General features: G+C 63.6%; 25 protein-coding genes. 13 read left to right on the forward strand and 12 right to left on the reverse strand.

The window, feature by feature from the left end:
* Positions 1-26: 26 nt before the first annotated feature.
* Positions 27-1,049, reverse strand: coding sequence for an endonuclease/exonuclease/phosphatase family protein (locus ACP15R_RS00595; protein ID WP_424984422.1), 1,023 nt, complete (start codon positions 1,047-1,049; stop codon positions 27-29).
* Between the two features lie 247 nt (positions 1,050-1,296).
* Between ACP15R_RS00595 and ACP15R_RS00600 the strand changes: the two genes are divergently transcribed.
* Positions 1,297-2,724 carry an amidase family protein gene (locus tag ACP15R_RS00600; RefSeq protein ID WP_424984423.1) on the forward strand — a complete coding sequence of 476 codons (1,428 nt, stop codon included), beginning with the start codon at positions 1,297-1,299 and terminating at the stop codon, positions 2,722-2,724.
* A 12-nt stretch (positions 2,725-2,736) separates the two neighbouring features.
* Here the strand turns inward: ACP15R_RS00600 and ACP15R_RS00605 are convergent, their stop codons facing one another.
* The gene (locus ACP15R_RS00605) at positions 2,737-3,627 is read right to left on the reverse strand and encodes a LysR family transcriptional regulator (RefSeq protein ID WP_424984424.1); all 891 of its coding nucleotides are present in this window, start codon (positions 3,625-3,627) and stop codon (positions 2,737-2,739) included.
* A 97-nt stretch (positions 3,628-3,724) separates the two neighbouring features.
* Between ACP15R_RS00605 and ACP15R_RS00610 the strand changes: the two genes are divergently transcribed.
* Complete coding sequence (locus ACP15R_RS00610; protein WP_424984425.1) at positions 3,725-4,456, forward strand: NAD(P)-dependent oxidoreductase; 732 nt, start codon at positions 3,725-3,727, stop codon at positions 4,454-4,456.
* 296 nt (positions 4,457-4,752) lie between these two features.
* Here the strand turns inward: ACP15R_RS00610 and ACP15R_RS00615 are convergent, their stop codons facing one another.
* Positions 4,753-5,514, reverse strand: a complete 762-nt coding sequence (locus tag ACP15R_RS00615; RefSeq protein ID WP_424984426.1) for an NAD kinase — start codon at positions 5,512-5,514, stop codon at positions 4,753-4,755.
* A gap of 183 nt (positions 5,515-5,697) precedes the next feature.
* Between ACP15R_RS00615 and glyA the strand changes: the two genes are divergently transcribed.
* Together glyA and ACP15R_RS00625 are read left to right on the forward strand one after the other, a co-directional pair.
* Entirely contained in the window at positions 5,698-6,993 is a 1,296-nt protein-coding gene (gene glyA / locus ACP15R_RS00620) for a serine hydroxymethyltransferase (protein ID WP_424984427.1), read from the forward strand.
* 187 nt (positions 6,994-7,180) lie between these two features.
* Positions 7,181-8,653, forward strand: a complete 1,473-nt coding sequence (locus tag ACP15R_RS00625; protein ID WP_424984428.1) for an alanine/glycine:cation symporter family protein — start codon at positions 7,181-7,183, stop codon at positions 8,651-8,653.
* A 45-nt stretch (positions 8,654-8,698) separates the two neighbouring features.
* Here the strand turns inward: ACP15R_RS00625 and ACP15R_RS00630 are convergent, their stop codons facing one another.
* Entirely contained in the window at positions 8,699-9,073 is a 375-nt protein-coding gene (locus ACP15R_RS00630; RefSeq protein WP_424984429.1) for a hypothetical protein, read from the reverse strand.
* Between the two features lie 101 nt (positions 9,074-9,174).
* Between ACP15R_RS00630 and ACP15R_RS00635 the strand changes: the two genes are divergently transcribed.
* A complete protein-coding gene (locus ACP15R_RS00635; protein ID WP_424984430.1) occupies positions 9,175-9,933 on the forward strand; it encodes an alpha/beta fold hydrolase in 759 nt (252 codons plus the stop codon).
* A gap of 130 nt (positions 9,934-10,063) precedes the next feature.
* Positions 10,064-10,576, forward strand: coding sequence for a hypothetical protein (locus ACP15R_RS00640; protein WP_424984431.1), 513 nt, complete (start codon positions 10,064-10,066; stop codon positions 10,574-10,576).
* A 458-nt stretch (positions 10,577-11,034) separates the two neighbouring features.
* On the opposite strand, the gene lepA is transcribed toward ACP15R_RS00640, so the two are convergent.
* Positions 11,035-12,834, reverse strand: coding sequence for a translation elongation factor 4 (gene lepA / locus ACP15R_RS00645; protein ID WP_424984432.1), 1,800 nt, complete (start codon positions 12,832-12,834; stop codon positions 11,035-11,037).
* Between lepA and ACP15R_RS00650 the strand changes: the two genes are divergently transcribed.
* The 3 genes from ACP15R_RS00650 (at position 12,781) to ACP15R_RS00660 (ending at position 15,915) form a co-directional block, all read left to right on the forward strand.
* A complete protein-coding gene (locus ACP15R_RS00650; protein ID WP_424984433.1) occupies positions 12,781-14,331 on the forward strand; it encodes a hypothetical protein in 1,551 nt (516 codons plus the stop codon). The two genes, lepA and ACP15R_RS00650, sit on opposite strands and share 54 nt — an antisense overlap.
* Before the next feature lie 198 nt (positions 14,332-14,529).
* Entirely contained in the window at positions 14,530-14,847 is a 318-nt protein-coding gene (locus ACP15R_RS00655; protein WP_424984434.1) for a hypothetical protein, read from the forward strand.
* Positions 14,848-14,922: 75 nt separating this feature from the next.
* Entirely contained in the window at positions 14,923-15,915 is a 993-nt protein-coding gene (locus ACP15R_RS00660) for a LysR family transcriptional regulator (RefSeq protein WP_424984435.1), read from the forward strand.
* Here ACP15R_RS00660 and ACP15R_RS00665 read toward each other — a convergent pair.
* Positions 15,912-16,346, reverse strand: coding sequence for a low molecular weight protein-tyrosine-phosphatase (locus ACP15R_RS00665; protein WP_424984436.1), 435 nt, complete (start codon positions 16,344-16,346; stop codon positions 15,912-15,914). The two genes, ACP15R_RS00660 and ACP15R_RS00665, sit on opposite strands and share 4 nt — an antisense overlap.
* Before the next feature lie 41 nt (positions 16,347-16,387).
* Between ACP15R_RS00665 and ACP15R_RS00670 the strand changes: the two genes are divergently transcribed.
* Positions 16,388-17,098, forward strand: a complete 711-nt coding sequence (locus ACP15R_RS00670) for an NAD-dependent deacylase (protein WP_424984437.1) — start codon at positions 16,388-16,390, stop codon at positions 17,096-17,098.
* Between the two features lie 21 nt (positions 17,099-17,119).
* Here ACP15R_RS00670 and ACP15R_RS00675 read toward each other — a convergent pair whose 3' ends face one another.
* The 4 genes from ACP15R_RS00675 to meaB form a co-directional block, all read right to left on the reverse strand.
* Positions 17,120-17,611: a copper chaperone PCu(A)C gene (locus ACP15R_RS00675; protein ID WP_424984438.1), complete on the reverse strand. Its 492-nt coding sequence runs from the start codon at positions 17,609-17,611 to the stop codon at positions 17,120-17,122.
* Between the two features lie 47 nt (positions 17,612-17,658).
* Complete coding sequence (locus ACP15R_RS00680; protein WP_424984439.1) at positions 17,659-17,940, reverse strand: hypothetical protein; 282 nt, start codon at positions 17,938-17,940, stop codon at positions 17,659-17,661.
* A gap of 166 nt (positions 17,941-18,106) precedes the next feature.
* Positions 18,107-18,394, reverse strand: a complete 288-nt coding sequence (rpmB, locus tag ACP15R_RS00685) for a 50S ribosomal protein L28 (RefSeq protein WP_369952952.1) — start codon at positions 18,392-18,394, stop codon at positions 18,107-18,109.
* A gap of 234 nt (positions 18,395-18,628) precedes the next feature.
* The gene (gene meaB, locus ACP15R_RS00690; protein WP_424984440.1) at positions 18,629-19,606 is read right to left on the reverse strand and encodes a methylmalonyl Co-A mutase-associated GTPase MeaB; all 978 of its coding nucleotides are present in this window, start codon (positions 19,604-19,606) and stop codon (positions 18,629-18,631) included.
* Positions 19,607-19,705: 99 nt separating this feature from the next.
* On the opposite strand from meaB, the gene hrpB reads away from it, so the two are divergent.
* Positions 19,706-22,183, forward strand: coding sequence for an ATP-dependent helicase HrpB (gene hrpB / locus ACP15R_RS00695; protein ID WP_424984441.1), 2,478 nt, complete (start codon positions 19,706-19,708; stop codon positions 22,181-22,183).
* A gap of 10 nt (positions 22,184-22,193) precedes the next feature.
* On the opposite strand, the gene ACP15R_RS00700 is transcribed toward hrpB, so the two are convergent.
* Together ACP15R_RS00700 and ACP15R_RS00705 are read right to left on the reverse strand one after the other, a co-directional pair.
* Positions 22,194-23,099, reverse strand: coding sequence for a LysR family transcriptional regulator (locus ACP15R_RS00700; RefSeq protein WP_424984442.1), 906 nt, complete (start codon positions 23,097-23,099; stop codon positions 22,194-22,196).
* Positions 23,100-23,105: 6 nt separating this feature from the next.
* Positions 23,106-23,300, reverse strand: coding sequence for a YqaE/Pmp3 family membrane protein (locus tag ACP15R_RS00705; RefSeq protein WP_424984443.1), 195 nt, complete (start codon positions 23,298-23,300; stop codon positions 23,106-23,108).
* A gap of 85 nt (positions 23,301-23,385) precedes the next feature.
* Between ACP15R_RS00705 and metF the strand changes: the two genes are divergently transcribed.
* Both metF and ACP15R_RS00715 read left to right on the forward strand, forming a co-directional pair.
* Positions 23,386-24,252, forward strand: a complete 867-nt coding sequence (gene metF, locus ACP15R_RS00710; protein WP_424984444.1) for a methylenetetrahydrofolate reductase [NAD(P)H] — start codon at positions 23,386-23,388, stop codon at positions 24,250-24,252.
* Between the two features lie 53 nt (positions 24,253-24,305).
* A complete protein-coding gene (locus ACP15R_RS00715; RefSeq protein WP_424984445.1) occupies positions 24,306-24,797 on the forward strand; it encodes a PaaI family thioesterase in 492 nt (163 codons plus the stop codon).
* Positions 24,798-24,799 lie beyond the last annotated feature (2 nt).

Consider the following 24,799-nt stretch of genomic DNA (forward strand, 5'->3'; position numbering starts at 1 on the left):
CACCCGGCCCGTCCGGGTGGCCCACGCTAGCGGTTGGCCTTGATCCCGGCGAGATACTCGTCGGAATAATCCACCTCGATCTCGATCCAGATCGGCAGGTGATCCGACATTTCATGCGTCGCCCATCCGGGATAGGTGCCGGGCCAGTTGGCATAGGGCTTGCCGGCGTCGGGTTTGCTGCGGATGTCCCTTGCGATCTGCTCATAGGCGTCCACGTCGCCGGGGCGAAACACCGAACCGCGCCAGTCGAACTTGCCCTTGCGCAGCAGCCGGGTCTCGGTTCCGTCCCCTGTAAAGGCGATATGGTCAAACAGCTTGTCGCCCCCCAAATTGGTCGCGCCGAAATCCGGAACCAGCAGCCCCGCATCGGTCAGCGCGGCCATGGTTTCGTCTTCGCTGCTCTCGATGTTCATGTCGCCAAGCATCACATAGACCTCGCCCTCTTTCTTTGAACGCGCGGTCAGGATCGAGGCCAGCGCCGAAATCTCGCGTGCGCGCAGCCCCAGGTCGTCGCCAAAGCGGATATGCGCCGAGCACAGCGTGAACCGGAACCACCCGGCCTGGAACGAGGCAAAAAACGGCGAGCGCGCGATCTGCTCCCCGTCGATCAGCGCCTCGCGCGGCAGCACGATCTCGCCGATCAGGTTGCGGAACACGACCTTGTTGCGGTTGTAGAGAAACGCCATGCGCTCGTCATTGCCCGCATCCCCGGCGGTGACATCGGTGACGAAGTAATCCCAATTGTCGCCCAGCAGGGCCATCAACCGCTTCAGCGGCCCAAGGTCGGGTTTGATCTCCTGCACCGCGCAGATGTCGAAATGGTCGATGATTTCCGCAATGTAGTGATAGCTTTCATCCAGCCGGCTGCGCCCGCCATCAAAGGCGCGGATGTTCCACGACCCGATTACCAGCGAATCCGGCCGCCGCAGATCGGTGATCTGGACCGCCAGCGCCGCGCGCAACCGCAGCAACCCATCCGCGATCCAGCCCCGTTGCCCGGGCGCGGCATCGCCTGCCGGATAGTCGTTGATCCCCTTGTAATAGGCCATTTCCGCCCCTCTGCCCCAACGAACCCACCCCAAGCGAACACCTTTCACCGCCGCGACGCAAGGGACTTGCGCGGTGCCCTTGACGCTCAACCTCACATTTCGTCACGAGACCGCGTCAAAGGCATTCATCAGCATCGCCCAGAGTATGGTCGCGGCCTGTCACCTGTTGCCGGCGTCCCGTGAACAAAAGGTTTTCGCCATTGCATTGACCGTAGCGATGCGTACCGTGTCGCCGAAAGGAACCTTTATGACAAAACCGCTCTGGCAGCTCGACGCCGTCGAAATCTCCGCCCTTACCAGCTCCGGCGAACTCAGCGTCGCGGACATGACCGCCGCCGCGATTGCGCGCATGCGGGACAAGAACCCGGCGCTGAACGCGGTGGTCGAGGATCTGGGCGAAGACGCGATGCGACGGGCCCGTGCGCTGGATGACGACCATGCAAACGGTGCGCCCGCCGGGCCGCTGCACGGGGTGCCGGTGACGATCAAGGTGAATGTCGATCAAAAGGGCCACGCCACGACCAATGGTGTCAGCGCGCTGGCCGATGCCATCGCGCCCGAGGACGCGCCGGTTGTCCGCAACCTGCTGCGGGCCGGGGCGGTGGTGATCGGGCGCAGCAACACGCCCGAATTCTCGTTCCGCGCCGATACCGACAACGCCCTGCATGGGCGCACCCACAACCCGTGGGGCGATCACGTGTCGCCCGGCGGGTCTTCGGGCGGGGCCGGCGCGGCGGTGATGGCCGGGATTGGCGCGCTTGGCCACGGCAATGACATCGGCGGCAGCCTGCGGTTTCCGGCGGCGGCCAATGGCGCGGTCACGGTCAAGCCCGGCCTCGGGCGCGTGCCGGCGTGGAACCCCGGCCAGACCAGGGAACGGGGCATGTTGGCGCAATCCATGTCGGTTCAGGGGCTGATCGCCCGCTCGGCGGCGGACCTGCACCTGTCGATGCCCGCGATCATCGCGCCCGATCCGCGCGATCCCTTTCACGTGCCCCTGCCCTGGCGCGGCAATGCTCCGGAGGCGCCGATACGCGTGGGCTTTACCCGCGAAACCTATGGGTTTGACCTGCATCCCGAGGTGTCCGGGGCACTGGACATGGCGCGCGATGCGCTGCGCGACGCGGGATACCAGGTCGAAGAGATCACCCCGCCCGATATCCGCGAGGCCGGGCTTGCGGGTTACCAGGCGCTGCTGGGCGAGGTCAAGGCGTTGATGGGGCCGGACATTCGCGCGCATGGCTCGCCGACAATCCAGGCGATCTTTGACGCGTATTTCGAACAATTCCCGCCCTATCAGGGTGACGAGCTGTTGCAGATGATGGGACAGCGCAGCCATTACGCGCGTCAATGGTCGCTGTTTCTCGAACGCTATCCGCTGGTCATCACCCCGTTCCTGCCGCAGCCGTTCTTTGCCCCGGATCGCGATACCGAGGGCAGCGACGGGGTGCGCGAGGTCCTGGGCGCGGCGCTCTGGTCCTATGCGATGAATTTCATGGGGCTGCCCGCAGGGAGCGTGCCGACACGGCTGGCCGAATTGCCACAGGGAACCCAGCCCATCAATATCCAGATCGTTGGCCAGCGCTGGCGCGAAGACCTGATCGTGGATGCCTGCGCCGCGATCGAAGATCGGGTCGGACGGATGTGCGACCCCCTATGGGCGCGCAGCGGATAGGATTGCGCGCGCTCAGCTTCGGGCAAGCTCTCGCGCGAGGAAATCATAGACCATCCGGATCCGCCGGCTGGTCGTCAACTCGCGATGTGCAACCAGCCAGATGGGAAAGACCAGCGGTTCGAGATCCGGCAAGACGCGTGTCACCGCCGGGTCGGCATCGCCGATATGGGCATCGAGTATGCCGATGGCCGCCCCCTGCCGTACCAGTTCCCACATCACCAGATAGCTTTCCGTGACCAGTGGAAAATTCGCCGGGGTCAGACCCAATCCCAGCCGGTTCAGCCCCTTGAGCATCATCCCCCCGTGATCCAGCGCGATAAAATCCGCGCGTTGCAGATCTTCTGGCCGCGTCGGGTTTCCGATGCGCGCGACATAGTCGGGCGTTGCATAGAGCACCGCATCCGCATCGCCGATCTTGCGTGCGATCAGGTCGGGTTCGGTTGGCCGGAAGTTGCGAATGGCAATATCCGCCTCGCGCCGCCGCAGGTCGCTGGCATGGTTCGCAACCACGATTTCGACCTCGATACCCGGTTCCTGCCGGCGCAGCCGGGCGATGATCGGCGGCAGCAGCGCGGTCGCATAGGTCTCGCTCGCCGAGATACAGATCGTTCCCTCCAGCGCCTGCGCCTGACCCAGGGCGGCGAGCGAGACCCGGCCCGCCGCCTCGCCCATGTCGCGCACATGCTCCAACAGGTCCAGCCCGCTCGGCGTCAGGGTCAGCCCGCGCCCCACCCGCTCAAACAGCACGACCCCCAGTTCCCGTTCGAGCCCGTCCACCTGCCGGCCCACCGTGGGCTGCGCCATGCCAAGGGCGCGCGCCGCCGCCGAGAGCGACCCCTCTTCCGCCGTCACGAGAAACGCCCGCGCCCTGTTCCAGTCGAATTTCACCGATCTCCAATCCATGCGAATATGCATACCAGTTCTGAAAGTATGGTCAATTCGCATGATACGTATAACCGTGTAGAGCACCGCTGTACCCAACATCATGGCGAGATCAGCGATGAACATTCTACTGCTCGGCGCAACCGGCGCCACCGGCCAGCTTCTGGCGCGTGAATTGCTCCGGCGCGGCCATCACCTGCGCCTCGTTGTCCGTGCGCTCGACCGGCTGCCCGGCGATATTCGCACCGATGACCGGGTCACCGCATGGCAGGCCGATCTGCTTGACCTCGGCGATGCGGAACTTGCCCGCCTCGTGCAGGGCTGCGACGCCGTGGCGTCCTGTCTTGGTCATAACCTCACCCTGCGGGGGCTGTTTGGGCATCCGCGCCGGTTGGTGGCCGACACGTTGCGCCGGGTATGCGAAGCGATCCGGGCGAACAATCCGCCGCGACCGGTGAAATGTCTGCTGATGAACACCACGGGCAACCGGAACCGGGATCTTGATGAACCGGTATCGCTGACCCAGAATGCCGTCGTCGCGATGTTGCGCCTGTTCTTGCCGCCGCATGCGGATAACGAAGCCGCCGCCGACTACCTGCGCCGTACCATTGGCCAGAGCGATCCCGGGATCGAATGGGTGGCGGTGCGCCCGGATGGGCTGGTCAACGAAGCCACGGTTTCAGATTACGAATTGCACGCCTCGCCACAGCGCAGCGCGATATTCGATGCCGGTACAACCAGCCGCATCAATGTCGCCGATCTCATGGCCCGGCTGATCACCGAACCCGCGCTCTGGGCAACGTGGCGGGGCCGGATGCCGGTGATCTACAACATCGAACCCGAGGGCTAGGCCACGTCACCACTTACCATGAAATACGGGCGCAGAGTTTCCTCTGCGCCCGGGTCCTGCTAAAATTTACTCGTTACTAGAACCACTCACTCACGCGGTACTCTTTACCAACACCACTCACTTACTCCGTACTCTTTGCCAAGTTCCTCGTTACAATGATTACACTTTGCCAGAAGCCGCCGTTGCTATCTGTGAGCATGATCACACAAGGTGAAAAAATGATGGAAAACTCATGATTTTTTTTGCCTCAATTTGTTCGCAAGAGGCAGATCCGCCGGGAAAACCCGGCGACAGAATCACGTAAACTGTTCAGAAATAAGACGTTCTTCCAATCCATGACCGGGATCAAAAAGAATCCGGTGCTCGATGGTCGGTTCGGATTTTATTTCGACCCAATCGATATCGGTGATCGAAATCGAGTCCGCATCCGCCATCACCGGCCGTTTGTCCGCCTCGAGCACGTCAAATCGCACATTGGCCGTCTTGGGCACCAGCGCCCCGCGCCAGCGCCGGGGCCGGAAGGCGGCAATCGCGGTCAGCGCAAGAACATCCGACCCGATGGGCAAAATCGGGCCATGCGCGGAATAGTTATAGGCGGTCGACCCCGCAGGCGTCGCCAGCAGCGCGCCATCGCAGACCAGTTCCGACAGCCGCACCCGCCCGTCCACCGTGATCTTGAGCCGGGCCGCCTGTGGACCCGCGCGCAGCAGCGACACCTCGTTGATCGCAAGCGCCTTGTGCTTGCGCCCGAACTGGTCCATCGCCTGCATCGACAGGGGGTTGATCACCTCTTGCTCGGCCGCCATCAGCCGGTCCATCAGGTCGGTTTCGCTGTATTCGTTCATCAGGAAACCGATGGTGCCCCGGTTCATGCCATAGACCGGCGCGGCCAGCGTCTGCGCCCGGTGCAGGGTGCGCAGCATGAAACCGTCCCCGCCCAGGGCAACGATGACATCCGCCTCTTGGGGATCGACATTGCCATACCGCCCGATCAGAACCGCCCGCGCGGTCTGTGCCACCGGTGCCCTGCTGGCCAGGAACGCGATTCGTAGTGTCATGGCGGTGGGTTTCCGGTGTTGCGCATTCGGTTCCGAAACAAGCATACCTTTGGCGCGGTGACCAGCCTTGCCGCTCCAAAGCTGCAAATCGCCGGTTTATCGGCTTTCACTCTGCCGCGGCAGCAACTAGTTTCCCGCAGGAAATTGCCACCCAAACAACACCTGTCCAGAACGGAGCCCCCGATGACCGCGCCAAATCCAGATACCGGTTTTTTCACGACACCCCTAGCCGAGCGTGATCCCGAGATCTTCGGTGCCATCCGCCAGGAGTTGGGCCGCCAGCGCGACGAGATCGAGCTGATCGCGTCCGAGAACATCGTCAGCGCCGCCGTGATGGAGGCGCAGGGCTCGGTGATGACCAACAAATACGCCGAGGGCTATCCGGGGCGTCGGTATTACGGCGGCTGTCAATTCGTCGATATCGCCGAAAACCTCGCCATCGAACGCGCCTGCAAGCTGTTTGACTGCGGTTTTGCCAATGTGCAGCCCAATTCCGGCAGCCAGGCGAACCAGGGCGTGTTCACCGCGCTCTTGCAACCGGGCGATACCATCCTCGGGATGAGCCTTGATGCCGGTGGCCACCTCACTCATGGCGCGCGCCCCAACCAGTCGGGCAAATGGTTCAACGCAGTGCAATACGGCGTGCGCAAACAGGATAACCTGCTGGATTACGACCAGGTGCAGGAGCTGGCGAACGAACACAAACCCAAGCTGATCATCGCCGGCGGGTCGGCCATCCCGCGCCGGATCGACTTTGCCCGGATGCGCGAGATTGCCGACAGCGTTGGGGCCTACCTGCATGTGGACATGGCGCATTTCGCCGGGCTGGTTGCGGCGGGTGAACACCCCTCGCCCTTTCCGCACGCGCATGTGGCGACCACCACCACCCACAAGACCCTGCGCGGCCCGCGTGGCGGCATGATCCTGACCAATGACGAGGCATTGGCGAAAAAGATCAACTCGGCCATCTTTCCCGGCATCCAGGGCGGGCCGCTGATGCATGTGATCGCCGCCAAGGCCGTGGCCTTTGGCGAGGCGCTGCAACCGGGGTTCAAGGACTATATCAAACAGGTCGTGACCAATGCGCAGGCGCTGAGCGACCAGTTGATCAAGGGCGGGCTGGACACTGTCACCCATGGCACCGACACCCATGTGGTGCTGGTCGATCTGCGCCCCAAGGGCGTCAAGGGCAACGCCACCGAAAAGGCCCTGGGCCGCGCGCATATCACCTGTAACAAGAACGGCGTACCGTTTGATCCCGAAAAGCCCACCGTGACCTCGGGCATCCGCCTTGGCAGCCCCGCGGGCACCACGCGTGGCTTTGGCGAGGCCGAGTTCCGCCAGATCGCCGACTGGATCATCGAGGTGGTCGACGGGCTGGCGGCAAATGGCGAAGACAACAACGCCGCCGTCGAAGACAAGGTGCGCGCCGAAGTTGCCGCCCTGTGCGCCCGTTTCCCGGTCTATCCGCAACTCTGAGGGCACCGCGCCCAAGGCATATGTTGGGGGCATCGCCAGGTCTGGCGGTGCCCCGTTTTTTTTGGGGCCCGCCGATCCCGCGATGCAACGGACGCGCGACCCCGGTGGCGCAAATGTAACGTCAACTGCTTGCCTGCCCCTCGCAGGCATGCATGATTGCAGGACATTTTCAACCTAGGGGGTTTTCGTGGACGTCTTGAACTGGGTATTCGATCTCATCAACAATCTGACCTGGGGGTTCGCGCTGGTGCCGATCCTGGTGGTCTTTGGGCTGTTCTTCACGGCGGCCAGCCACTTTGTGCAACTGCGTTTTTTCAAGCGCATGTTCGCCGTACTCAAGCGCGACGACTCAGGCGACCCGACCAAGATCAGCGCCCGCGAGGCGCTCTTTGTGTCGGTCGGCGGCCGCGTTGGCGGCGGCAATATCGCCGGCGTTGCGGTGGCCATCACGGTGGGCGGCCCCGGCGCGGTGTTCTGGATGTGGATGATCGCGCTGGTGGGCATGTGTACCGCGTTGATCGAGGCGACCCTCGCGCAGCTATACAAGCGCACCAATGACACGGGCGACTATCGCGGCGGTCCGGCGCAGACCATCATCCACGGTCTTGGCGATAACTATCGCTGGCTGGCGGTGATCTACGCGGTCTGCCTGATCGCGTCCTTCTCGATCGGTTTCAACGCGTTCCAGGGCAATACAGTCGCCGGGGCCGCGCTCGACAGCATGTCGATTCCGCGGGTCTATACGGGCGTGTTGCTGTCGGTCGTGACCGGGTTCATCATCTTTGGCGGCATCCACCGCATTGCCAAGGCGGCGGATGTCGTCATCCCGGTCATGGCGCTTGGCTATCTGGCGATGGCGCTGATCATCATCGTGCTGAACATCGCCAGCCTGCCCGGCGTGATCGTGGACATCGTCGCCAATGCGTTCGGGTTCCGCGAAGCGGTCGCCGGCGGCATGGGGGCCGCCATTGCCCAGGGTCTGCGGCGCGGGCTGTTCTCCAACGAGGCCGGTCTGGGCTCGGCACCGAATGTCGCGGCGACGGCCTATGTCAAACACCCGGTCAGCCAGGGCATCACACAGTCGCTGTCGGTGTTCATCGACACGATCATCATCTGTTCCTGCACCGCCTTTGTCATCCTGCTCGGTGATGTCTATCAGCCCGGAGCCGAAGGGATCGACGGCGTGGCCCTGACCCAGCAATCGATCGTCAGCCACCTGGGCACATGGGCGCAGTATTTCCTGACCTTCGCGATCCTGCTCTTTGCCTTCTCGTCGATCATATACAACTATTACCTGGGTGAAAACGCCCTCACTTTCATGACCGGCAACCCGGCGGCGGTGCTGGTGTTGCGTGTGGCGATCATCGGTATCGTCTTTCTCGGCGCGGTGGCACCGGGGGCGATGTCGGTCTTTGCCTTCTCGGACCCGATGATGGGCATCCTCGCGGTGGTGAACCTGCTGGCCCTGATGATGCTGTTCCCGGTCGCCATGCGTGTCGTGCAGGACTATCGCGCACAGCTGGCACAGGGGGTCGGGCGACCGGTCTTTGACCCGGCGCAGTTTGCCGACATCAACACCGATCCCTCGGCATGGCCGGACGCGCCGCAACCGGACGCACAGGCCAAGGCCCCGACTTCCACATCGGCAACCGGCGCCTGAATATCAAACCGGTACGGCCCCACCGGGGCCGTACCCCGCCATGGGCTAGAGAATGCCGCGCCAGCTCAGCAGCACAAGCAGCAGGGCACAGGCCAGCAACAGGTTGAACGCCAACCCGCCCGCAAGCCCAAGCCACCACCCCTTGCGCCGATCCGCAATATCGATGGCCTCCAGATGGCTGCGCAACGCCTTGCTCGCCATTGCAATCGCCGTGGGGTCGACGGTTCTGGCCAGCTTGGGATGAGCCAGGAACGGTTCCGCCTTTTGCAGGGTCTCGAAACTCCTGAACACCTTGCGCGGCAGCAACCGCTTGGCCGGGGTCCGTGCATCCCGCAGCGTGCGCGCCCGCACCCCGAGCTTGTCGCGCATCAGGACAAGCAATCCGGCGCTGACGGTTTCAAACTCCTGCGGTTCGGTCATCCTGCCTCCTGTTGCGCGGCCCGGTCATCCTGCCATAGCGCCCCTTTGCGCCTGCTTCAACAGGTCTGGCCCTGACCGGCAACAGCCGCTATCACCGACCCATGTTGAACATGATCACACACGGCACCCCGACCGACCTGCCCCCGCTGCTGATTGCCCATGGCCTTTATGGCTCGGCGCGCAACTGGGGCGTCATCGCGAAGCGCATCTCCGACAGCCGGCAAGTCGTTGCCGTCGACATGCGCAACCATGGCGACAGCCCCTGGAGCGACAGCCACAGCTATCCCGACCTGGCGGATGACCTGGCCGAAGTGGTCGCACATATTGGCGGTGTTGCCGATGTGGTCGGCCATTCCATGGGGGGAAAGGCGTCGATGATGCTGGCCCTGCGCCATCCCGATACCGTGCGCAAGCTGGTGGTCGCGGACATCGCCCCGGTCAACTATACCCATACCCAGATGCCGTTCATCGACGCCATGCGCGGCGTCGATCTGAATGGCATCACCCGCCGCGCCGAGGCCGAGACCCAATTGGCGGATCTGGGTGTCGAGCGGGCATTGCAGAGTTTCTTTACCCAGTCCCTGGACCTGCCCAACAAACGCTGGAAGCTCAACCTCGACACGCTCGCCGCCGAAATGCCCCGGATCATGGGCTTTCCCGAGATCGACAGCCATTGGGACGGGCCGGTTCTGTTCCTGTCCGGTGGCGACTCCGACTATGTGCTGCCCGAGCATCGCGGCGCAATCCGCGCCCTGTTTCCACATGCGCGATTTGCCAAGCTGCCGGGGACGGGCCATTGGCTGCACGCGGAAAAACCGCGTGAGTTCGAAGCCTCGCTGCGCAACTTCCTGACCGCCTGATCCGAGAGGGGAATCGGTCGCCCCTGTGCGCCCTCATTCCCGAAATGACGGCCACGCGACCGGAAAAGAGAATCAGTAACGGGAAAAAAATCAACCTTTACGCGAGCTCTTTTCGCGCGCAGTACAGGCCATGTCGCAATTGCAGTGCCTGAAACCGAGGCACCATGCCCCATCGCCACCGCAAAACACCCTCTGCGCCAATCGCGCAAAATACTTAATCTTTTCTTTACCTTATGACCTCATTTCTGGCGCTGATCCCAGCCTGACCGGAATCCGCATTCCGGTTTCGCCAATAAATTGCGAAGCAAATCTGCACACACGGCAAGATCGTGCCGATCGGCGGAGCCCCGCCGGTAGCGGCATTAGCCTTTTGTTAAGCTTTTTGCCATTATGCTTGGAAATTAACATTCTCGTGATCCCGGAGATATCACTGCCGATGCTGGCACATCTCGTCCTTTCCATAGCCTTCGGGCTGATCGCCGCCCTGATCGGGGCGCTGACGGGGCTTGGACTGGGATCTGTCATTCTCTGCTATATCGGTGGATGCTGGGGCGGTTTCATCGCCAGCGTCGCGTTGCAGTTGATCCTGCGCAGCGCCTTTCGCGCTTCCGCAACAGCGGGCGTGCGCCGCGCCACCTCCTGACCCTGGTGAAACATTCCCCGCGTCAAGACGGGATGACGTGACACCGCCACCCGGCACCATCAATTGTCCCCACCGGGACCAGCGGCGCGGATAGGCCCTACCCTCTCAATACAGCCAACCGCACGTGTTAGGCTTGGCTGGCCCGCACAGCGGCGTCTTTCCACCCTGCCCATCCGGTTGAACCGCGCCCGGCACGCGCGGACATGCAAATGGCGGAAACTCGGAAAACTCTGGCAGAGTCGCCGCTGGGATCATAACCCAAAGCCCCTATATCTGCGTCATCGCAAAGCCAACACACTCACGAACGCGATAGGCAGCGCAAGGATCGCAATTGGCGATCCATGCGCTGCCGCTTCCATTCCACAGCAACAGGCGATGCTTCATGCCATTGGACGACGCGGCAAACCGGACAGCCTGATTTCCGGGAAATCAGTGCTTCGGCGCAAAGGCGGAATGCCCTAGCTGTCCATCTTGAGGGCGGAAATGAACGCCTCTTGCGGAATGTCCACCTTTCCGAACTGGCGCATCTTCTTCTTGCCCTTCTTCTGCTTCTCCAGCAGTTTTTTCTTGCGCGTCGCGTCACCGCCATAACATTTCGCGGTCACGTCCTTGCGCAGCGCGCTCAGGGTTTCGCGGGCGATCACCTTGCCGCCGATCGCCGCCTGGATCGGGATCTTGAACATGTGGCGCGGGATCAGGTCCTTGAGCTTTTCGCACATCGCCCGCCCGCGCATTTCCGCACGGTCGCGATGCACCATCATCGACAGCGCATCCACCGGCTCGTCATTCACCAGCACCGACATCTTGACCAGGTTGTCGGCCCGGTAGCCGGTCAGCTGGTAATCAAAGCTGGCATAGCCCTTGGTTACCGATTTCAGCCGGTCGTAGAAATCGAACACCACCTCGTTCAGCGGCAGATCATAGACCACCATCGCCCGCGACCCGGCATAGGTCAGGTCCATCTGGATGCCGCGCCGGTCCTGGCACAGTTTCAGCACATCGCCCAGATATTCGTCCGGCACCAGGATCGTCGCCTTGATCCGCGGCTCCTCGATATGATCGACCACCGACAGGTCGGGCATGTCGGCCGGGTTGTGCAATTCCTCCATCGTGCCGTCTTTCATGTAGACGTGATAGACCACTGACGGCGCGGTGGTGATCAGCTCGATATCATATTCGCGCTCGATCCGGTCGCGGACGACCTCAAGGTGCAAGAGCCCGAGGAACCCGCAGCGGAACCCAAAACCAAGCGCCGCGGAGGTTTCCATTTCATAGGAAAACGACGCGTCATTCAGCGCCAGCTTCTCGATGGCATCGCGCAGGTCTTCGAACTCGGCGGAATCCACCGGGAACAGGCCACAGAACACCACCGGCACCGAGGGCTTGAACCCCGGAAGCGGCGCTTCGCAGCCCTTCTTTTCATGGGTGATCGTGTCGCCCACACGGGTGTCGCGCACCTGCTTGATCGAGGCGGTCAGAAAGCCGATCTCGCCGGGGCCAAGCTCGTCCACCACCTGCATCTGCGGGCGGAACACGCCGATCCGGTCCACCAGGTGGGTTGAACCCGACTGGATCATCCGCACCCGGTCGCCCTTTTTCAGAACGCCGTCCATGATCCGCACCAGCACGATCACGCCGAGATAGGAATCATACCAGCTGTCCACCAGCATCGCCTTGAGCGGCGCGTCCCGGTTGCCCTTGGGGGCGGGCAAATGCTGTACGATCGCTTCCAGCGTGTCGCGAATGCCGACCCCGGTCTTGGCGCTGACACGGATTGCGCCGGATGCGTCGATCCCGATCACGTCCTCGATCTGCTCTGCCACCCGGTCGCATTCCGACGCGGGCAGGTCGATCTTGTTCAGGACCGGCACGATCTCGTGGTCGGCATCGATCGCCTGATAGACATTGGCCAGCGTCTGCGCCTCGACCCCTTGCGTGGAGTCCACCACCAACAGCGAGCCTTCGACCGCGCGCATCGAGCGGCTGACCTCATAGGCAAAGTCCACGTGGCCCGGCGTGTCGATCAGGTTCAGCACATAGGTCTCGCCATCATCGGCAACATAGTCGATGCGCACGGTGTTGGCCTTGATGGTGATCCCCCGCTCGCGCTCGATATCCATCGCGTCAAGCAACTGTTCCTTCATGTCCCGGTCCTGAACGGTGCCGGTCTCCTGGATCAGGCGGTCTGCAAGCGTGGATTTCCCGTGATCGATATGCGCGACGATCGAGAAATTGCGGATATGTGCGAGGTCAGTCATGGTGCAGGATATGATTTGGTTTTGCGGGGCGGTCAAGCGGGCATGACAAAGGTCGAGATTACAAGCTGGCGTAGTGCTACCACATGGTTACATCCCCAACCGCACCAGACGAAGATCTGGATTGCGGCTCGTGCGGCGCTGCGCGCGATGCCGGGACTGGCAGCCATGTCCGACACAGATTTCGATTCCAATATGCTCAAGTGCTTTCGCACGCTTCTGATTGTTTCGAACATCGCCAATGATCCAAACACCGAAAGAGAGGCCTTAAATCGTCCGGGAACAAGCCGTGAGATCGATGCGCCCACCGGCTCAACCGCCCACTCGGCTTGCGCCGCCATACTCTTCGCGTCATTCGTCGCCAATCGCACCGGCAGTCATCCAAGGCCGCCCTCAACGCCAGATGGCCCATCGAAAGACAGCTCAAAACAAGCCTATTGGGAAGCGGAAGAAAAGGCCAAGTCCATGACTTTCGCCGCAAACTCGGTAAAGCACTCTGCCGAGTTTCTCGGGCCGGCAGAATGGGCCGCTGTCACGTCGGATGCCGCGCATGCGGGCGGATGGCCTCCACTTTGGCCGGACTATCAGCTGCCCCAACCCTTGGAGCCGCTTTGGCTAGAACTGCAACGCCTGCTGCAAGCCGCGCCCGAGAAATGGGCCTTCTGGCTAAAGTGGTACGAGGGCATTCTGAGCGGCAAACCCCTACCATGGGAACTCAGCCTTCGGATCGCCACCGAAGTAACCGATGAAGAATGGGAAGCCGGACCAGAGGTCGCGGCAAAGGTTATCAAGAAGATCGAGCAATCCTTCTATACATCCGTGGGTCCATCAATCGTTCTGACAGACAACGGCAAATGGGGGGTCGAGCGAGACGTTAGCATTCCACTGGAACCGCTGGGATATGCGATCGACACCGTACAGATCTCTTTGAATGCAGCATTAGCTAGTGGAACAGCAAACGGGCTGTCGGAAACCTCTGGCGAGACCATCATGATTCAGTCCGCCTGCACTCCAGATCGTAGCGCAAGCACCGTTGCAACTTTGTTCTGGAACGCCTGCATGAGCCTGAACAAAAAAATAGGCAATGATTATCCGGAAGATTCCTGCCTGATCGCCCTGAAAAACCAGCTTTACGTATCGGTTGAGGAACTGTGTGAGCAAGACGAATTGGTGCGTACCAGAGTTGCTAAGCTCGCGGCATTGGAAACACGTCGCTACCCGACGCAGACCGAACGGCAGGAGATTGCAAAACTCCCCGAGGAACTGCGCGATGATCTAACAGAAGAGGCACAAGACGCCATTGCGGAGGCAACGGATAATATCCTCTCTACTGATAAACCAGCCCGCGTCTGGCGCGCTCGGCTGGTGAACTGGGTCAACACGCTGGGCCGTAGCATAGAGAAAGGCCAAAAGGCTGAAAAGAAAGCGGTATGGCTGCTAAAATTAGGGCAGCGTATTTCAGAATGGTTCTTCGATGAAGATACACCGGGCGGGAAATAGACTTGTAGTAGGGCGGAAGGTCCCAAACCAACTGGTCACTCAAAAGGAATCGACGGTACAGCGTCTGAATGGCGGCAGCCCCTGTAAGCACAACACCTCCCCATTTCTCGGGAATTGATCGCGGCGGCCCGTTGCGCCATAGTGTCCGGCAAATCGGACAAGGGGCGCGAGACCCCGCAAGGCGGAAAAGGCAGGACAATGAAACACGCGATTGCAGTACTCTTGTGCGCGGGCACGATCACCTGGGCGGCACCGGAACCGGTTTTTGCCGCCAGCGGCGTCATCGAACGAGCCTGCCGCACATCCGGGCGCAGCAGCGCCACGCCACGGCTTTGCGGCTGTATCCAGGGTGTCGCCAATGGCAGCCTGTCCCGCTCCGAGCGCAAACGGGCGGCCAAGCTGTTCAGGGATCCGCATATGGCGCAGGAAATCCGCCAGTCGGACCGGCGCAGCGACGAGACGTTCTGGAAAAATTACCGCGCCTTTGGCGAACGCGCCCGTAAATCCTGTGGTTGATCGGCTCGGCGGTTTGCACGCTTGACGGCACGCGCCCGCAGTTTCACAAAAGGTAAAACTGTAGGAGCCGGATTCATGCTGACCAAGGGCGTCACCCTGCGCGGGATCGAAGTTTTCGAAGCCCTTGCCGCGACCGGCACCGTGGCGCAGGCGGCCGAGCGCACCGGGCTGAGCCAGCCCGCCGTCAGCCAGCAGATGCGCAACCTCGAAGCGGCGCTTGGCACCGACCTGGTCGATCACACGAGGCGGCCGATGCAGCTGACCCCGGCAGGGCGCAGTTTCCTCGTGCGGGCCGAGGCTGCCCTGACCCAGCTCCGGCTGGCGCAGAGCGAGTTGACGGTGATGGATCTCGGCCATCTCGATACCCTGTCCGTGGGCCTGATCGACGATTTCGACAATGACCTGACTCCGCGCCTTGCGACGATCCTGGCGGACAGCCTGGCGGGGTGCCGGTTCAAGCTGATCACCGCGCCCAGCCTTGATCTCGGGCCGGCGGTACAGGACGGGCGCTATCACATCGCCGTCACCGCCAGCGCTGGCCCGACACCGGAAAATGTCGTTGAATACCCGTTGGTTCGCGACCCGTTCATCCTGATTGCACCCAAGGATGCGATCACCGCCGTTGACCAGATCACCACCCAGGGCCTGCCCTTGCTGCGCTATGCGGGCGAGCAATTGATCGCGCAGCAGATCGAGACCCATCTTGCCCGCCACCAGCTGAGTTTCGAGCACAGGTTCGAGATCGGCAGCCACCTGGCCCTGGTGGCGATGGTCGCGCGGCGGATCGGCTGGGCGATCACGACGCCGCTGGGCTATATGCGCGCCGAACGGTTTCATGACGAAATCGATGCCTTTGCGCTGCCCTTTGGGTCTTTCGCGCGCACGATCTCGCTCTTTGCCGGGGCGGATTGGGCCGACCGGGTGCCGCGCGATGTAGCCGACACGGTGCGTCGGCTGGTACAGACCCAGATGATCAACCCGGCACTTGGGCGGCTGCCCTGGCTGGGCGACAGTCTGCGGCTCATCGACGAGAGGCCCGCGGATCCTCTCAGTTTCCGACTTGCTTAATCCAGCGCCCTCGCCAGCCCCTGCGCCGCCGCCTCGATGATATCCAGCGCACCCTCGAAATCACGGGTGTAATAGGGGTCCGGCACCACGTCGGCCCCCGATCCGTAGTCGGTCAGCAAGCGCACCAAAGTCTCTGCCCCCTTTGGGCGCAGCGCCTCGATATTGCGCAGGTTCTCGGCATCCATCCCCAGGATCAGGTCAAAGCGGGAAAAATCCGCGGCCCCGAATTGCCGCGCACGCAGGTCACTCATCCCGATCCCGCGTTTGCGCGCGGCGTCCTGCATCGGGCCATAGGGCGGTTCACCCACGTGGTACCCTGCCGTTCCCGCGCTGTCGGTGACAAGATCGGGCCGCAGCCCGCGAAACACCGCCTCGGCGGTAGGCGAGCGGCAGATATTCCCGAGACAGACGAACAGAACGCGGGTGGTCATGGCGATCTCCTTTGGCCACAGTGATAGGCAAAGGAGACAGCATGGGAAAGATCGTCATTCTGACCGGCGCGGGCATTTCCGCCGAAAGCGGGCTGGGCACGTTTCGGGATGCCGACGGGTTATGGGCGCGCCATGCGATCGAAGATGTCGCCACGCCCCAGGGCTTTGCCCGCAACCCCGCATTGGTGCACGCGTTCTACAATGCCCGCCGCCAACAAGCCGCCGCCGCCCGCCCCAACGCGGCGCATCATGCGCTGGCGCGGTTACAGGACAAGTGGCCCGACGACGTGGTGATCGTGACCCAGAATGTCGATGCGCTGCACGAGGCAGCGGGAGCGCGGGGCGTCGTGCACATGCACGGAACATTGGCCGGGGCGCTCTGCGCGGCTTGCGCTCACCGCTGGCCCGCGCCCGAGACGATGGAACCGGGCGCGGTGTGCCCGCGCTGCGGCGGTGCCTCGGCCCGGCCCGACGTGGTCTGGTTTGGCGAGATGCCCTATCACATGGACCGGATCCTGGATCACCTTGCGCGGGCCGACCTGTTCGTCGCCATCGGAACCTCGGGCCAGGTTTATCCCGCCGCCGGGTTTGTACAAGAGGCCAGCGCCGCCGGTGCGCATACGCTTGAAATGAATCTCGAACCCTCGGATGTCAGCTTTGGATTTGCCGAAACCCGGCTTGGTCCGGCCACCCGGGTCGTCGTGGACTGGGTGGCCGAACTGGTCGCCCGGGGGCCGGGGTCGAACGGCTAGCCGCGCGCCCGGTTCCCCGGATCAGTTACTCTTGCTGCCATGCGACATGCCGCCCTCTTCGGGCTTGCGCTCGAGGTCGACCGGAATCTCGATCTCCACCTCGCCGGCCTTCTCAAAGGTCAGGGTCAACGGGATGATGTCGCCATCGCTCATCGGTGCCTTCAGCCCGAGGAACATCACGTGATCGCCGCCCCGCCTGAGCGCGTGGGATTCGCCCGCGGCGACCGGGAAACCGTCTTCGACCTCGCGCATTTTCATCACGCCGTTGGCGTCTTCGGCATGGGTGTGCAGTTCCACACGCTCGGCAATGTCGGACGAAACCGCGATCAGCCGGTCATCCTGACCGCTGTCATTCCTGAGCATCATGAAGGCTGCACCCGAGACCGAGTTCATCGTCGAGCTGCGCGCATAAGGGTCGGTCACGGTGATTTTCGCGGCGGAATCGCCAGCCCAGGCAGCCCCGGTCAGCGTCAGCAGGGCCACAGCGGCCAGCAGGTTGGATTTGATGGACATAACGCCATTCCTCTTTCTTGAAACATGTCTGGAATCGGGTTTTGGGGTCAGGATGTACGCGGCGGCGCGCGGGCCTGCACCCGGGGCAATGGCATGCGCGTGTTTTGCAGGTCCGCCCGAACCGGTGCCAGGCGGCGCGAAACCTCGGCCTGCCATTCCTGCTGCTGCGGCTCGCCCCCCTTGAGAAGTAATGACAGGGCGAAATCCGGGCACAGGTGCGGGGGGCCGACCGGTGCGCCGGCCTCATCGACATAGACCATGATCGGGCCGCTGCCGGTGCACAGTTCGATCTGTCCGGCCGGTCCCGGCGCAGCCCGGGCAATGGCCATTGCCTGCCCGGTCAGGACAACAAGCGCAACAAGTGCTGCAGCGATATATCTTGCGCAAACGGGGCCCATGGCGCGCCCGGTATAGGCACCGGATACGGCGCAGCGCAAGCGCAAACAGCCCCGCGAAACCGCGAGGCTGTACGTCAAATCCGTGATCGGATCAGGCTCAGGCCGAAGCCGCCGCCTTGGCGATCTCTTTCTTGATCTTCAGGGCGTTGGCCGACAGCTCGTCGTCCTTGGCCTTGGCAAGAAAGGCATCCAGCCCGCCACGATGGTCAACGCTGCGCAGCGCCGAAGCCGAGATCCGCAGCTTGACGCCACGGCCCAGGGTCTCGGACTGCAACGTCACATCATTCAGGTTCGGCAGAAACCGGCGGCGGGTTCTGTTCTTGGCGTGGCTGACATTGTTGCCAGTCATCGGGCCTTTTCCGGTCAGTTCGCAACGGCGCGACATGTCAGGTACCTCGTCTAGTGTCCGATACGGCCACGCCGTATCACAATGCAAAAGGGCGCTGCACTTGCCGCGCCCGAAATCTGTCCGCTGCTGATAGTTGCAAAGCCCTGCCCCGTCAAGCCGCCCGTTTGCCGAAACACCCCCCGGTTCCCAAGGTCACGCGAAAAACCGCGCCCCTGCAGCACCCTGGGCGGCGCGGAGCGCGGCAATCGAGGGTCGCGGCGGCGAATCGGATCACCGCGCCAGGTGCGCTTGCAGCACTTCGCGCGCCGCCGAGGACGGCGTCATCTCACCGCTGGCAACCAGGTCTCCCAACCGCTGCATTTCCGCGCGCACGCCATCCTCCTGCAATCGCGCCAGCAGCGCCTGTCGCACATCCTCGTTGAACCAGTACCGCGATTGCGCCGAGCGACGGCCATTCCAATGGCCGTTCTCCTTGCGCCAGCCAACCAGCGTCCGCATTTCGTCCCAGGCCTCGGTCAGCCCGCTCTCCTGCATGGCCGAGACCATCATCGCCTTGGGAAATCCCGCGGGGTCCTGTATCCGCTTGCGCAACAGGCGCAGCGCCCCGGCATAATCCGAACAGGTCCGCGTGGCCGCCGGCTTCAGATCGCCATCCGCCTTGTTCACCAGGATCAGGTCGGCCATCTCCATGATGCCGCGCTTGACCCCCTGCAATTCATCTCCGCCCGCCGGCGCCAGCAACAGCAGGAACAGGTCACTCATCTCGGCAACCACGGTTTCCGATTGCCCTACCCCGACCGTCTCGATCAGAACCACGTCGAATCCCGCCGCCTCGCATAGTGCCACCGCCTCGCGCGAGCGCCGCGCCACCCCGCCCAGATGGGTCTGGCTCGGGGACGGGCGGATGAACGCCGCCGGCTCCCGGCTCAGCCGGTCCATACGGGTCTTGTCGCCCAGGATCGAGCCGCCCGAGCGGGTCGAGCTGGGATCCACGGCCAGCACCGCCACCCGCTGCCCCTGCCCGATCAGCATCATGCCAAAACTCTCGATAAAGGTCGATTTGCCAACCCCCGGCGTGCCCGAAAGCCCGATGCGCAGGGCTTGCCGCCCATGTTGGCCCAGCCATTCCAGCAGATCGGTCGCCCGTGCCCGGTGATCGGCGCGATGACTCTCGACCAGCGTGATGCCGCGCGCCAGGGCCCGGCGCTCTCCGGCCAGAATTCGTTTGCCCAGATCGGTGATGTCCATGCCTGCTCCGCAACTGTCTTGCCGATACATGCCGCGCCATGTGGGGTGTTGTCCAGAGCGCGGCTGGACGTTGCGCCGGGGTTTGGCGATAACATCGCCATGAACCGCCGCTCCGCCCTGCCCCCCGTCCCCCTGCCGATCGATGACGCGCTGCCCGGCCTGATCGCGGCCATGGGCGCGCATGGCCGCGCCGTGTTGCAGGCCCCGCCGGGCGCGGGCAAGACCACCCGCGTGCCACTCGCCCTGATCGATGCCGGTCTCCTTGCCGTGGGCCAGCGGCTGATCATGCTCGAGCCGCGCCGCCTCGCCGCCCGTGCCGCCGCCGAGCGCATGGCCGAAACCCTGGGCGAACCGGTGGGCCAGACCGTCGGCTACCGGATGCGTGGCGAAGCCCGGACCTCTGCCGCTACCCGCATCGAGGTTGTCACCGAAGGGATCCTCACGCGCCTGTTGCAATCGGCCCCGGACCTGCCGGGGATCGGCATGGTGATCTTTGACGAATTTCACGAACGCTCGCTCAACGCCGATCTGGGGCTGGCGCTCTGTCTCGAGGTGGCCGGGGCCCTGCGCGACGATCTGCGGCTTCTGGTGATGTCCGCAACCCTCGATGCCGGCCCGGTGGCCACGCTCATGCAGGCGCCGATGGTGACATCCGAAGGCCGCGGTTTTGCAGTGGAAACCCGCTGGCTGGACCGCCCGCTGGGACCAAGGGCGCGGCGTGATATGGCACTGGCGGACCTGGTGGTACAGGCCGAGGCCGAGACCCGCGACATGGGCGGCGGCATTCTGGTTTTCCTGCCGGGCGAAGGCGAAATCCGCAAGACCGAGGCGGCGCTGGCGGGGCGGTTACCGGCTGATTGCCTGGTCCGTCCGCTCTTTGGCGCGATGCCATTTGCACAGCAGCGCGCCGCCATCGCGCCGGTCAATTCGGGCCGCAAGCTGGTGCTCGCCACCTCGATCGCGGAAACCTCGCTAACCATTCCGGATATCCGCGTGGTGGTCGATGCGGGGCAAGCGCGGCGCGCGCGGTTCGATCCGGGTTCGGGCATGTCACGGCTGGTGACCGAGCGCGTCACCCGCGCCGAGGCCACGCAGCGGCAGGGCCGCGCGGGGCGTGTCGCCGAAGGGGCCTGTTACCGGCTGTGGACCCGCGGCGAACACGGCGCGCTACTTGGTTTTCCACCCGCCGAGATCGAGGCCGCCGACCTGACCGGGCTGGCGCTCGAACTGGCGCAATGGGGCGCGAACGAGGCCGATCTGGCGTTTCTGACGCCGCCGCCCGAGGGCGCGTTGGCCGAGGCGCGCGCGTTGCTCACGCTGCTGGGGGCCCTGGATCGTTCTGGCCGCATGACCGATCACGGCCTGGCCCTGGCCAGATTGCCGCTGCATCCGCGCCTTGCGCATATGCTGACCATCGCCGGCGCCGGTGCCGCCCCGCTGGCCGCCTTGCTCGCCGAGCGGGATCCATTGCGCAACGCCCCTTGCGACCTGGCCCTTCGCCTCGCCGCGATGCGGGATGCCAAGGGATTCGCGCGCACGCGCCCCTACCCGGTCAATGCCGGCGTTCTCGCCCGGATTCGCACGGAAACCGCGCGCCTGAAACGGGCCGTCGCACCGGGTCGGAGCACGCTTTCGCCCGCCGCCATGGCCGCACTCGCCTATCCCGACCGGATCGGGCAACGCCGCAAGGGCGAGGCCCCCCGGTTTGTCCTGTCGGGCGGCAAGGGGGCGGTGCTGAATGACGGCGACCCGCTGGCCAATGCCCCCTACCTTGTCGCCATCGACACGGACGGCAACCCGCGCGAAGCCCGCATACGGCTGGCCGCGCAGCTCGCCGAAAGCGAAATTCGCGATCTTTTTGCCGAACAGATCGGCTGGCGCGATGTCTGCGAATGGTCGCGCCGTGACCGGCGGGTGGTGGCGCGTCAACAGGAAGCGTTCGGTGCGCTGACCCTGCAAGACCGTATATGGAAGGATGCGCCCGATGACCGCGTGGCACGGGCGATGCTGGATGGGGTCCGCGACCTTGGCCTGACCCTGACGGGGGCCGCTGCCCGGTTTGCCGCGCGCGTGGAGCTGGTGCGGGCCACCGGGGCCGACTTGCCGGATTTCTCGCTGCCGGGCCTGATGGCGCGGATCGAGGACTGGTTGCTGCCGATGCTCACCGGGGTGCGCAGTGCCGATGACTGGAAGCGGTTCGACCTGCTCCCGGCCCTGCGCGCCGCGCTTGACTGGCAACAGACCCAGCTGATCGACACCCGCGCGCCCGGCCATTTCACCACGCCGCTGGGCCGCAAGGTTCCCATCGATTACGCCGGCGAAGACCCGGCAATCGAGCTCCGCCTGCAAGAGCTGTTCGGCGTGAGCGCGCACCCCACAAGCGCCGGGGTTCCGCTCAAGATCACGCTGCTGTCGCCCGCGCAACGGCCGATCCAGATCACCCGCGACCTGCCCGGCTTCTGGTCCGGTTCCTATGCCGACGTGCGCAAGGACATGCGCGCGCAATACCCAAAGCACCCCTGGCCCGAAGACCCGACCCAGGCCGACCCGACCCTGCGGGCCAAGCGGCGGAAATAGGTCAACCGGATCACAGCGCCTGCAACTTGCGCGCCTCGACCCGTGCAAGGTCGATCAGGTCGCGCATGAACGGCTTGTCCAAATCTTCGCTGCGCACCGCCGCGTAGAGCCGCCGGGTCACGCCTTGTTCCGTCAGCGGCCGGGTTACGTAATCCGAGGAATACTTGACCTCGCGCACCACCCAATCGGGCAAGACCGACACCCCGCGATTGGACGCCACCAGCAACAGGATCACCGCCGTCAACTCGACCTGCCGGATCGCCGCCGGCTCGACCCGCGCCGGGATCAACAGCTGGCTGAACACATCCAGCCGCGCCCGGTCGACCGGATAGGTAATCAGCGTCTCGCCCCGGAAATCCGCCGCCTCGACCCAGGGTTTCGCGGCAAGGGGATGTTCCGCCGCCGCCACGAAAACCGCTTGATAGTCAAAGAGTTCCACGAAGGTGACGCCGGGCAGGTCCTCGGGATCGGAGGACACGACCAGATCGACTTCTTCCTTTTGCAGCGCGGGCAGCGCGTCAAAGGCCAGACCGGGGCGAATATCTACATCCACGTCATGCCAGGTCTTGCGAAAGGCTTCGAGAACTGGGAACAGCCATTCGAAACAGGCATGGCATTCGATCGCGATATGCATCCGCCCGGTCTTGCCCGCGCGCAGGTTGGAAAACTCGGACAACGTCGCCTCGACCTGTGGCAGCACCTGCTCGGCCAGACGCAGCAGCCGGAACCCCGCCGCCGACAGGGTCATGGGCTTGGACCGTCTGATGAACAGCTCGACGCCAGCCTGATCCTCAAGCCCCTTGATCTGGTGGCTCAGGGCGCTCTGGGTGATGTTCAACTGATCCGCCGCGCGCGCCAGACCGCCGCATTCATGGATCGCCTTGATGGTGCGAAGATGCCGGAATTCCAGGTGCATGGCCGTCTATCGCCCGTCCCGGCGCATTGCCGAGATCTTCTTGTCGGTGTTGAACTGGCTGAGCGCATAGACCGCCCAGATCGCCGCCGGAATCCAACCGATCAGCGTGATTTGCAGGATGAGGCACAGAATTCCCTGAAACGGCCGCCCGATGGTAAAAAAGACCAGGAACGGCAGCAGGATGGCGATTATCAGTCTCATACGCGGCTCATGTTGTTCTTGAGAATTATGAAATTGTCTCACAACGCGCCCCGTGTCACAAGGGACGAAATCAGAGGATGCCGCCATGACTGTTCCCGCCGTTTCGTTCGAATTCTTCCCGCCCCAGAACCTCGAAGGGTCGTTCCGGCTCTGGGACACGGTGCAATCTCTTGCCCCGCTGGATCCGCGCTTTGTATCGGTCACCTATGGCGCGGGCGGCACCACCCGCGATCTGACCCGCGACGCGGTGGCCACCCTGCACAAATCCTCGGGGCTGAACGTCGCGGCGCACCTGACCTGCGTGAATGCCACCCGCGCCGAAACCCTCGCCATTGCCGACGGGTTTGCCGAAGCCGGGGTCAGCGATATCGTCGCGCTGCGCGGCGATCCGCCCAAGGGCAGCGGGGCCTTTGTTCCGCATGAAGACGGGTTTGCCAATTCGGTTGAGCTGATCGAGGCGCTGGCCGGGACCGGAAAATTCAACATCCGCGTCGGGGCCTATCCGGACAAGCACCCCGAAGCCGCCGATTTCAAGGCCGATATCGACTGGCTCAAGGCCAAGATCGACGCCGGGGCCAACGAGGCGCTGACCCAGTTCTTTTTCGAGGCTGACACGTTTTTCCGCTTCCGTGACGCCTGTGTCGCAGCCGGGATCGACGCCCCGATCACGCCCGGCATCCTGCCGATCGAGAACTGGAAAGGCGCGCGCAACTTTGCCCGCCGCTGTGGCGCGACCATCCCGGCCTGGGTCGAGGATGCGTTCGACAAGGCCCTGCGCGACGGGCGCGAAGACCTGCTAGCCACGGCGCTTTGCACCGAGCTTTGCAGCAACCTCATCGATGGCGGGGTCGACAAGCTGCATTTCTACACGCTGAACCGTCCCGAGCTGACCCGCGATGTCTGTCATGCGCTTGGGGTTACGCCCAAGGTGCAGTTGCAGAACGTAGCGTAACGCTTGTCCACCCCCCGCCTCCTGTTACCGTCGCGGCAATCAGGAGCACGGGGATGAACATGAAGCTTGCCAATGATTTTTCCGACCTGCCGAGCATGGCGGATGTCCTGTCGATGTCCGGGCTCGAATTCATGCAGGGCATCCTGGAGGGCACCGTTCCCGGCCCGCCGATTGCCGGCACGCTCGACTATGTCCTGCATGCGGTCGAACCGGGGCGCGTGACCTTTCGCGGCACGCCCGAATTCGGGGTCACCAACCCGATGGGCACCGTGCATGGCGGCTGGTACGGCACGCTTCTGGACAGCGCGATGGCCTGTGCGGTGATGACCATGGTGCCAAAGGGGTCGGTCTATACGACGCTGGAATACAAGATCAACATCACCCGCACGATCCCGCTGGGGATGGAGATCGACTGCAGCGCCGTGGTCGATCACGCGGGCCGCTCGACCGGGGTGGCGCATGGCGAGATCCGCGGTGTCGAGGACGGCAAGCTCTATGCCACGGGATCGACCACCTGTATCATCATGAAGATGAACGACCGCTGAGC

It is taken from the genome of Microbulbifer sp. S227A (genome assembly GCF_049800935.1).

What these genes read in the sequence shown, in the direction of transcription:
- ACP15R_RS00595 (WP_424984422.1), bottom strand. Translation starts at nt 1,049, where the DNA reads ATGGCCTATTACAAGGGGATCAACGACTATCCGGCAGGCGATGCCGCG.
- ACP15R_RS00600 (WP_424984423.1), top strand. Translation starts at nt 1,297, where the DNA reads ATGACAAAACCGCTCTGGCAGCTCGACGCCGTCGAAATCTCCGCCCTT.
- ACP15R_RS00605 (WP_424984424.1), bottom strand. Translation starts at nt 3,627, where the DNA reads ATGGATTGGAGATCGGTGAAATTCGACTGGAACAGGGCGCGGGCGTTT.
- ACP15R_RS00610 (WP_424984425.1), top strand. Translation starts at nt 3,725, where the DNA reads ATGAACATTCTACTGCTCGGCGCAACCGGCGCCACCGGCCAGCTTCTG.
- ACP15R_RS00615 (WP_424984426.1), bottom strand. Translation starts at nt 5,514, where the DNA reads ATGACACTACGAATCGCGTTCCTGGCCAGCAGGGCACCGGTGGCACAG.
- glyA (WP_424984427.1), top strand. Translation starts at nt 5,698, where the DNA reads ATGACCGCGCCAAATCCAGATACCGGTTTTTTCACGACACCCCTAGCC.
- ACP15R_RS00630 (WP_424984429.1), bottom strand. Translation starts at nt 9,073, where the DNA reads ATGACCGAACCGCAGGAGTTTGAAACCGTCAGCGCCGGATTGCTTGTC.
- ACP15R_RS00635 (WP_424984430.1), top strand. Translation starts at nt 9,175, where the DNA reads ATGTTGAACATGATCACACACGGCACCCCGACCGACCTGCCCCCGCTG.
- ACP15R_RS00640 (WP_424984431.1), top strand. Translation starts at nt 10,064, where the DNA reads ATGTCGCAATTGCAGTGCCTGAAACCGAGGCACCATGCCCCATCGCCA.
- lepA (WP_424984432.1), bottom strand. Translation starts at nt 12,834, where the DNA reads ATGACTGACCTCGCACATATCCGCAATTTCTCGATCGTCGCGCATATC.
- ACP15R_RS00655 (WP_424984434.1), top strand. Translation starts at nt 14,530, where the DNA reads ATGAAACACGCGATTGCAGTACTCTTGTGCGCGGGCACGATCACCTGG.
- ACP15R_RS00660 (WP_424984435.1), top strand. Translation starts at nt 14,923, where the DNA reads ATGCTGACCAAGGGCGTCACCCTGCGCGGGATCGAAGTTTTCGAAGCC.
- ACP15R_RS00665 (WP_424984436.1), bottom strand. Translation starts at nt 16,346, where the DNA reads ATGACCACCCGCGTTCTGTTCGTCTGTCTCGGGAATATCTGCCGCTCG.
- ACP15R_RS00670 (WP_424984437.1), top strand. Translation starts at nt 16,388, where the DNA reads ATGGGAAAGATCGTCATTCTGACCGGCGCGGGCATTTCCGCCGAAAGC.
- ACP15R_RS00675 (WP_424984438.1), bottom strand. Translation starts at nt 17,611, where the DNA reads ATGTCCATCAAATCCAACCTGCTGGCCGCTGTGGCCCTGCTGACGCTG.
- ACP15R_RS00680 (WP_424984439.1), bottom strand. Translation starts at nt 17,940, where the DNA reads ATGGCCATTGCCCGGGCTGCGCCGGGACCGGCCGGACAGATCGAACTG.
- rpmB (WP_369952952.1), bottom strand. Translation starts at nt 18,394, where the DNA reads ATGTCGCGCCGTTGCGAACTGACCGGAAAAGGCCCGATGACTGGCAAC.
- meaB (WP_424984440.1), bottom strand. Translation starts at nt 19,606, where the DNA reads ATGGACATCACCGATCTGGGCAAACGAATTCTGGCCGGAGAGCGCCGG.
- hrpB (WP_424984441.1), top strand. Translation starts at nt 19,706, where the DNA reads ATGAACCGCCGCTCCGCCCTGCCCCCCGTCCCCCTGCCGATCGATGAC.
- ACP15R_RS00700 (WP_424984442.1), bottom strand. Translation starts at nt 23,099, where the DNA reads ATGCACCTGGAATTCCGGCATCTTCGCACCATCAAGGCGATCCATGAA.
- ACP15R_RS00705 (WP_424984443.1), bottom strand. Translation starts at nt 23,300, where the DNA reads ATGAGACTGATAATCGCCATCCTGCTGCCGTTCCTGGTCTTTTTTACC.
- metF (WP_424984444.1), top strand. Translation starts at nt 23,386, where the DNA reads ATGACTGTTCCCGCCGTTTCGTTCGAATTCTTCCCGCCCCAGAACCTC.
- ACP15R_RS00715 (WP_424984445.1), top strand. Translation starts at nt 24,306, where the DNA reads ATGAACATGAAGCTTGCCAATGATTTTTCCGACCTGCCGAGCATGGCG.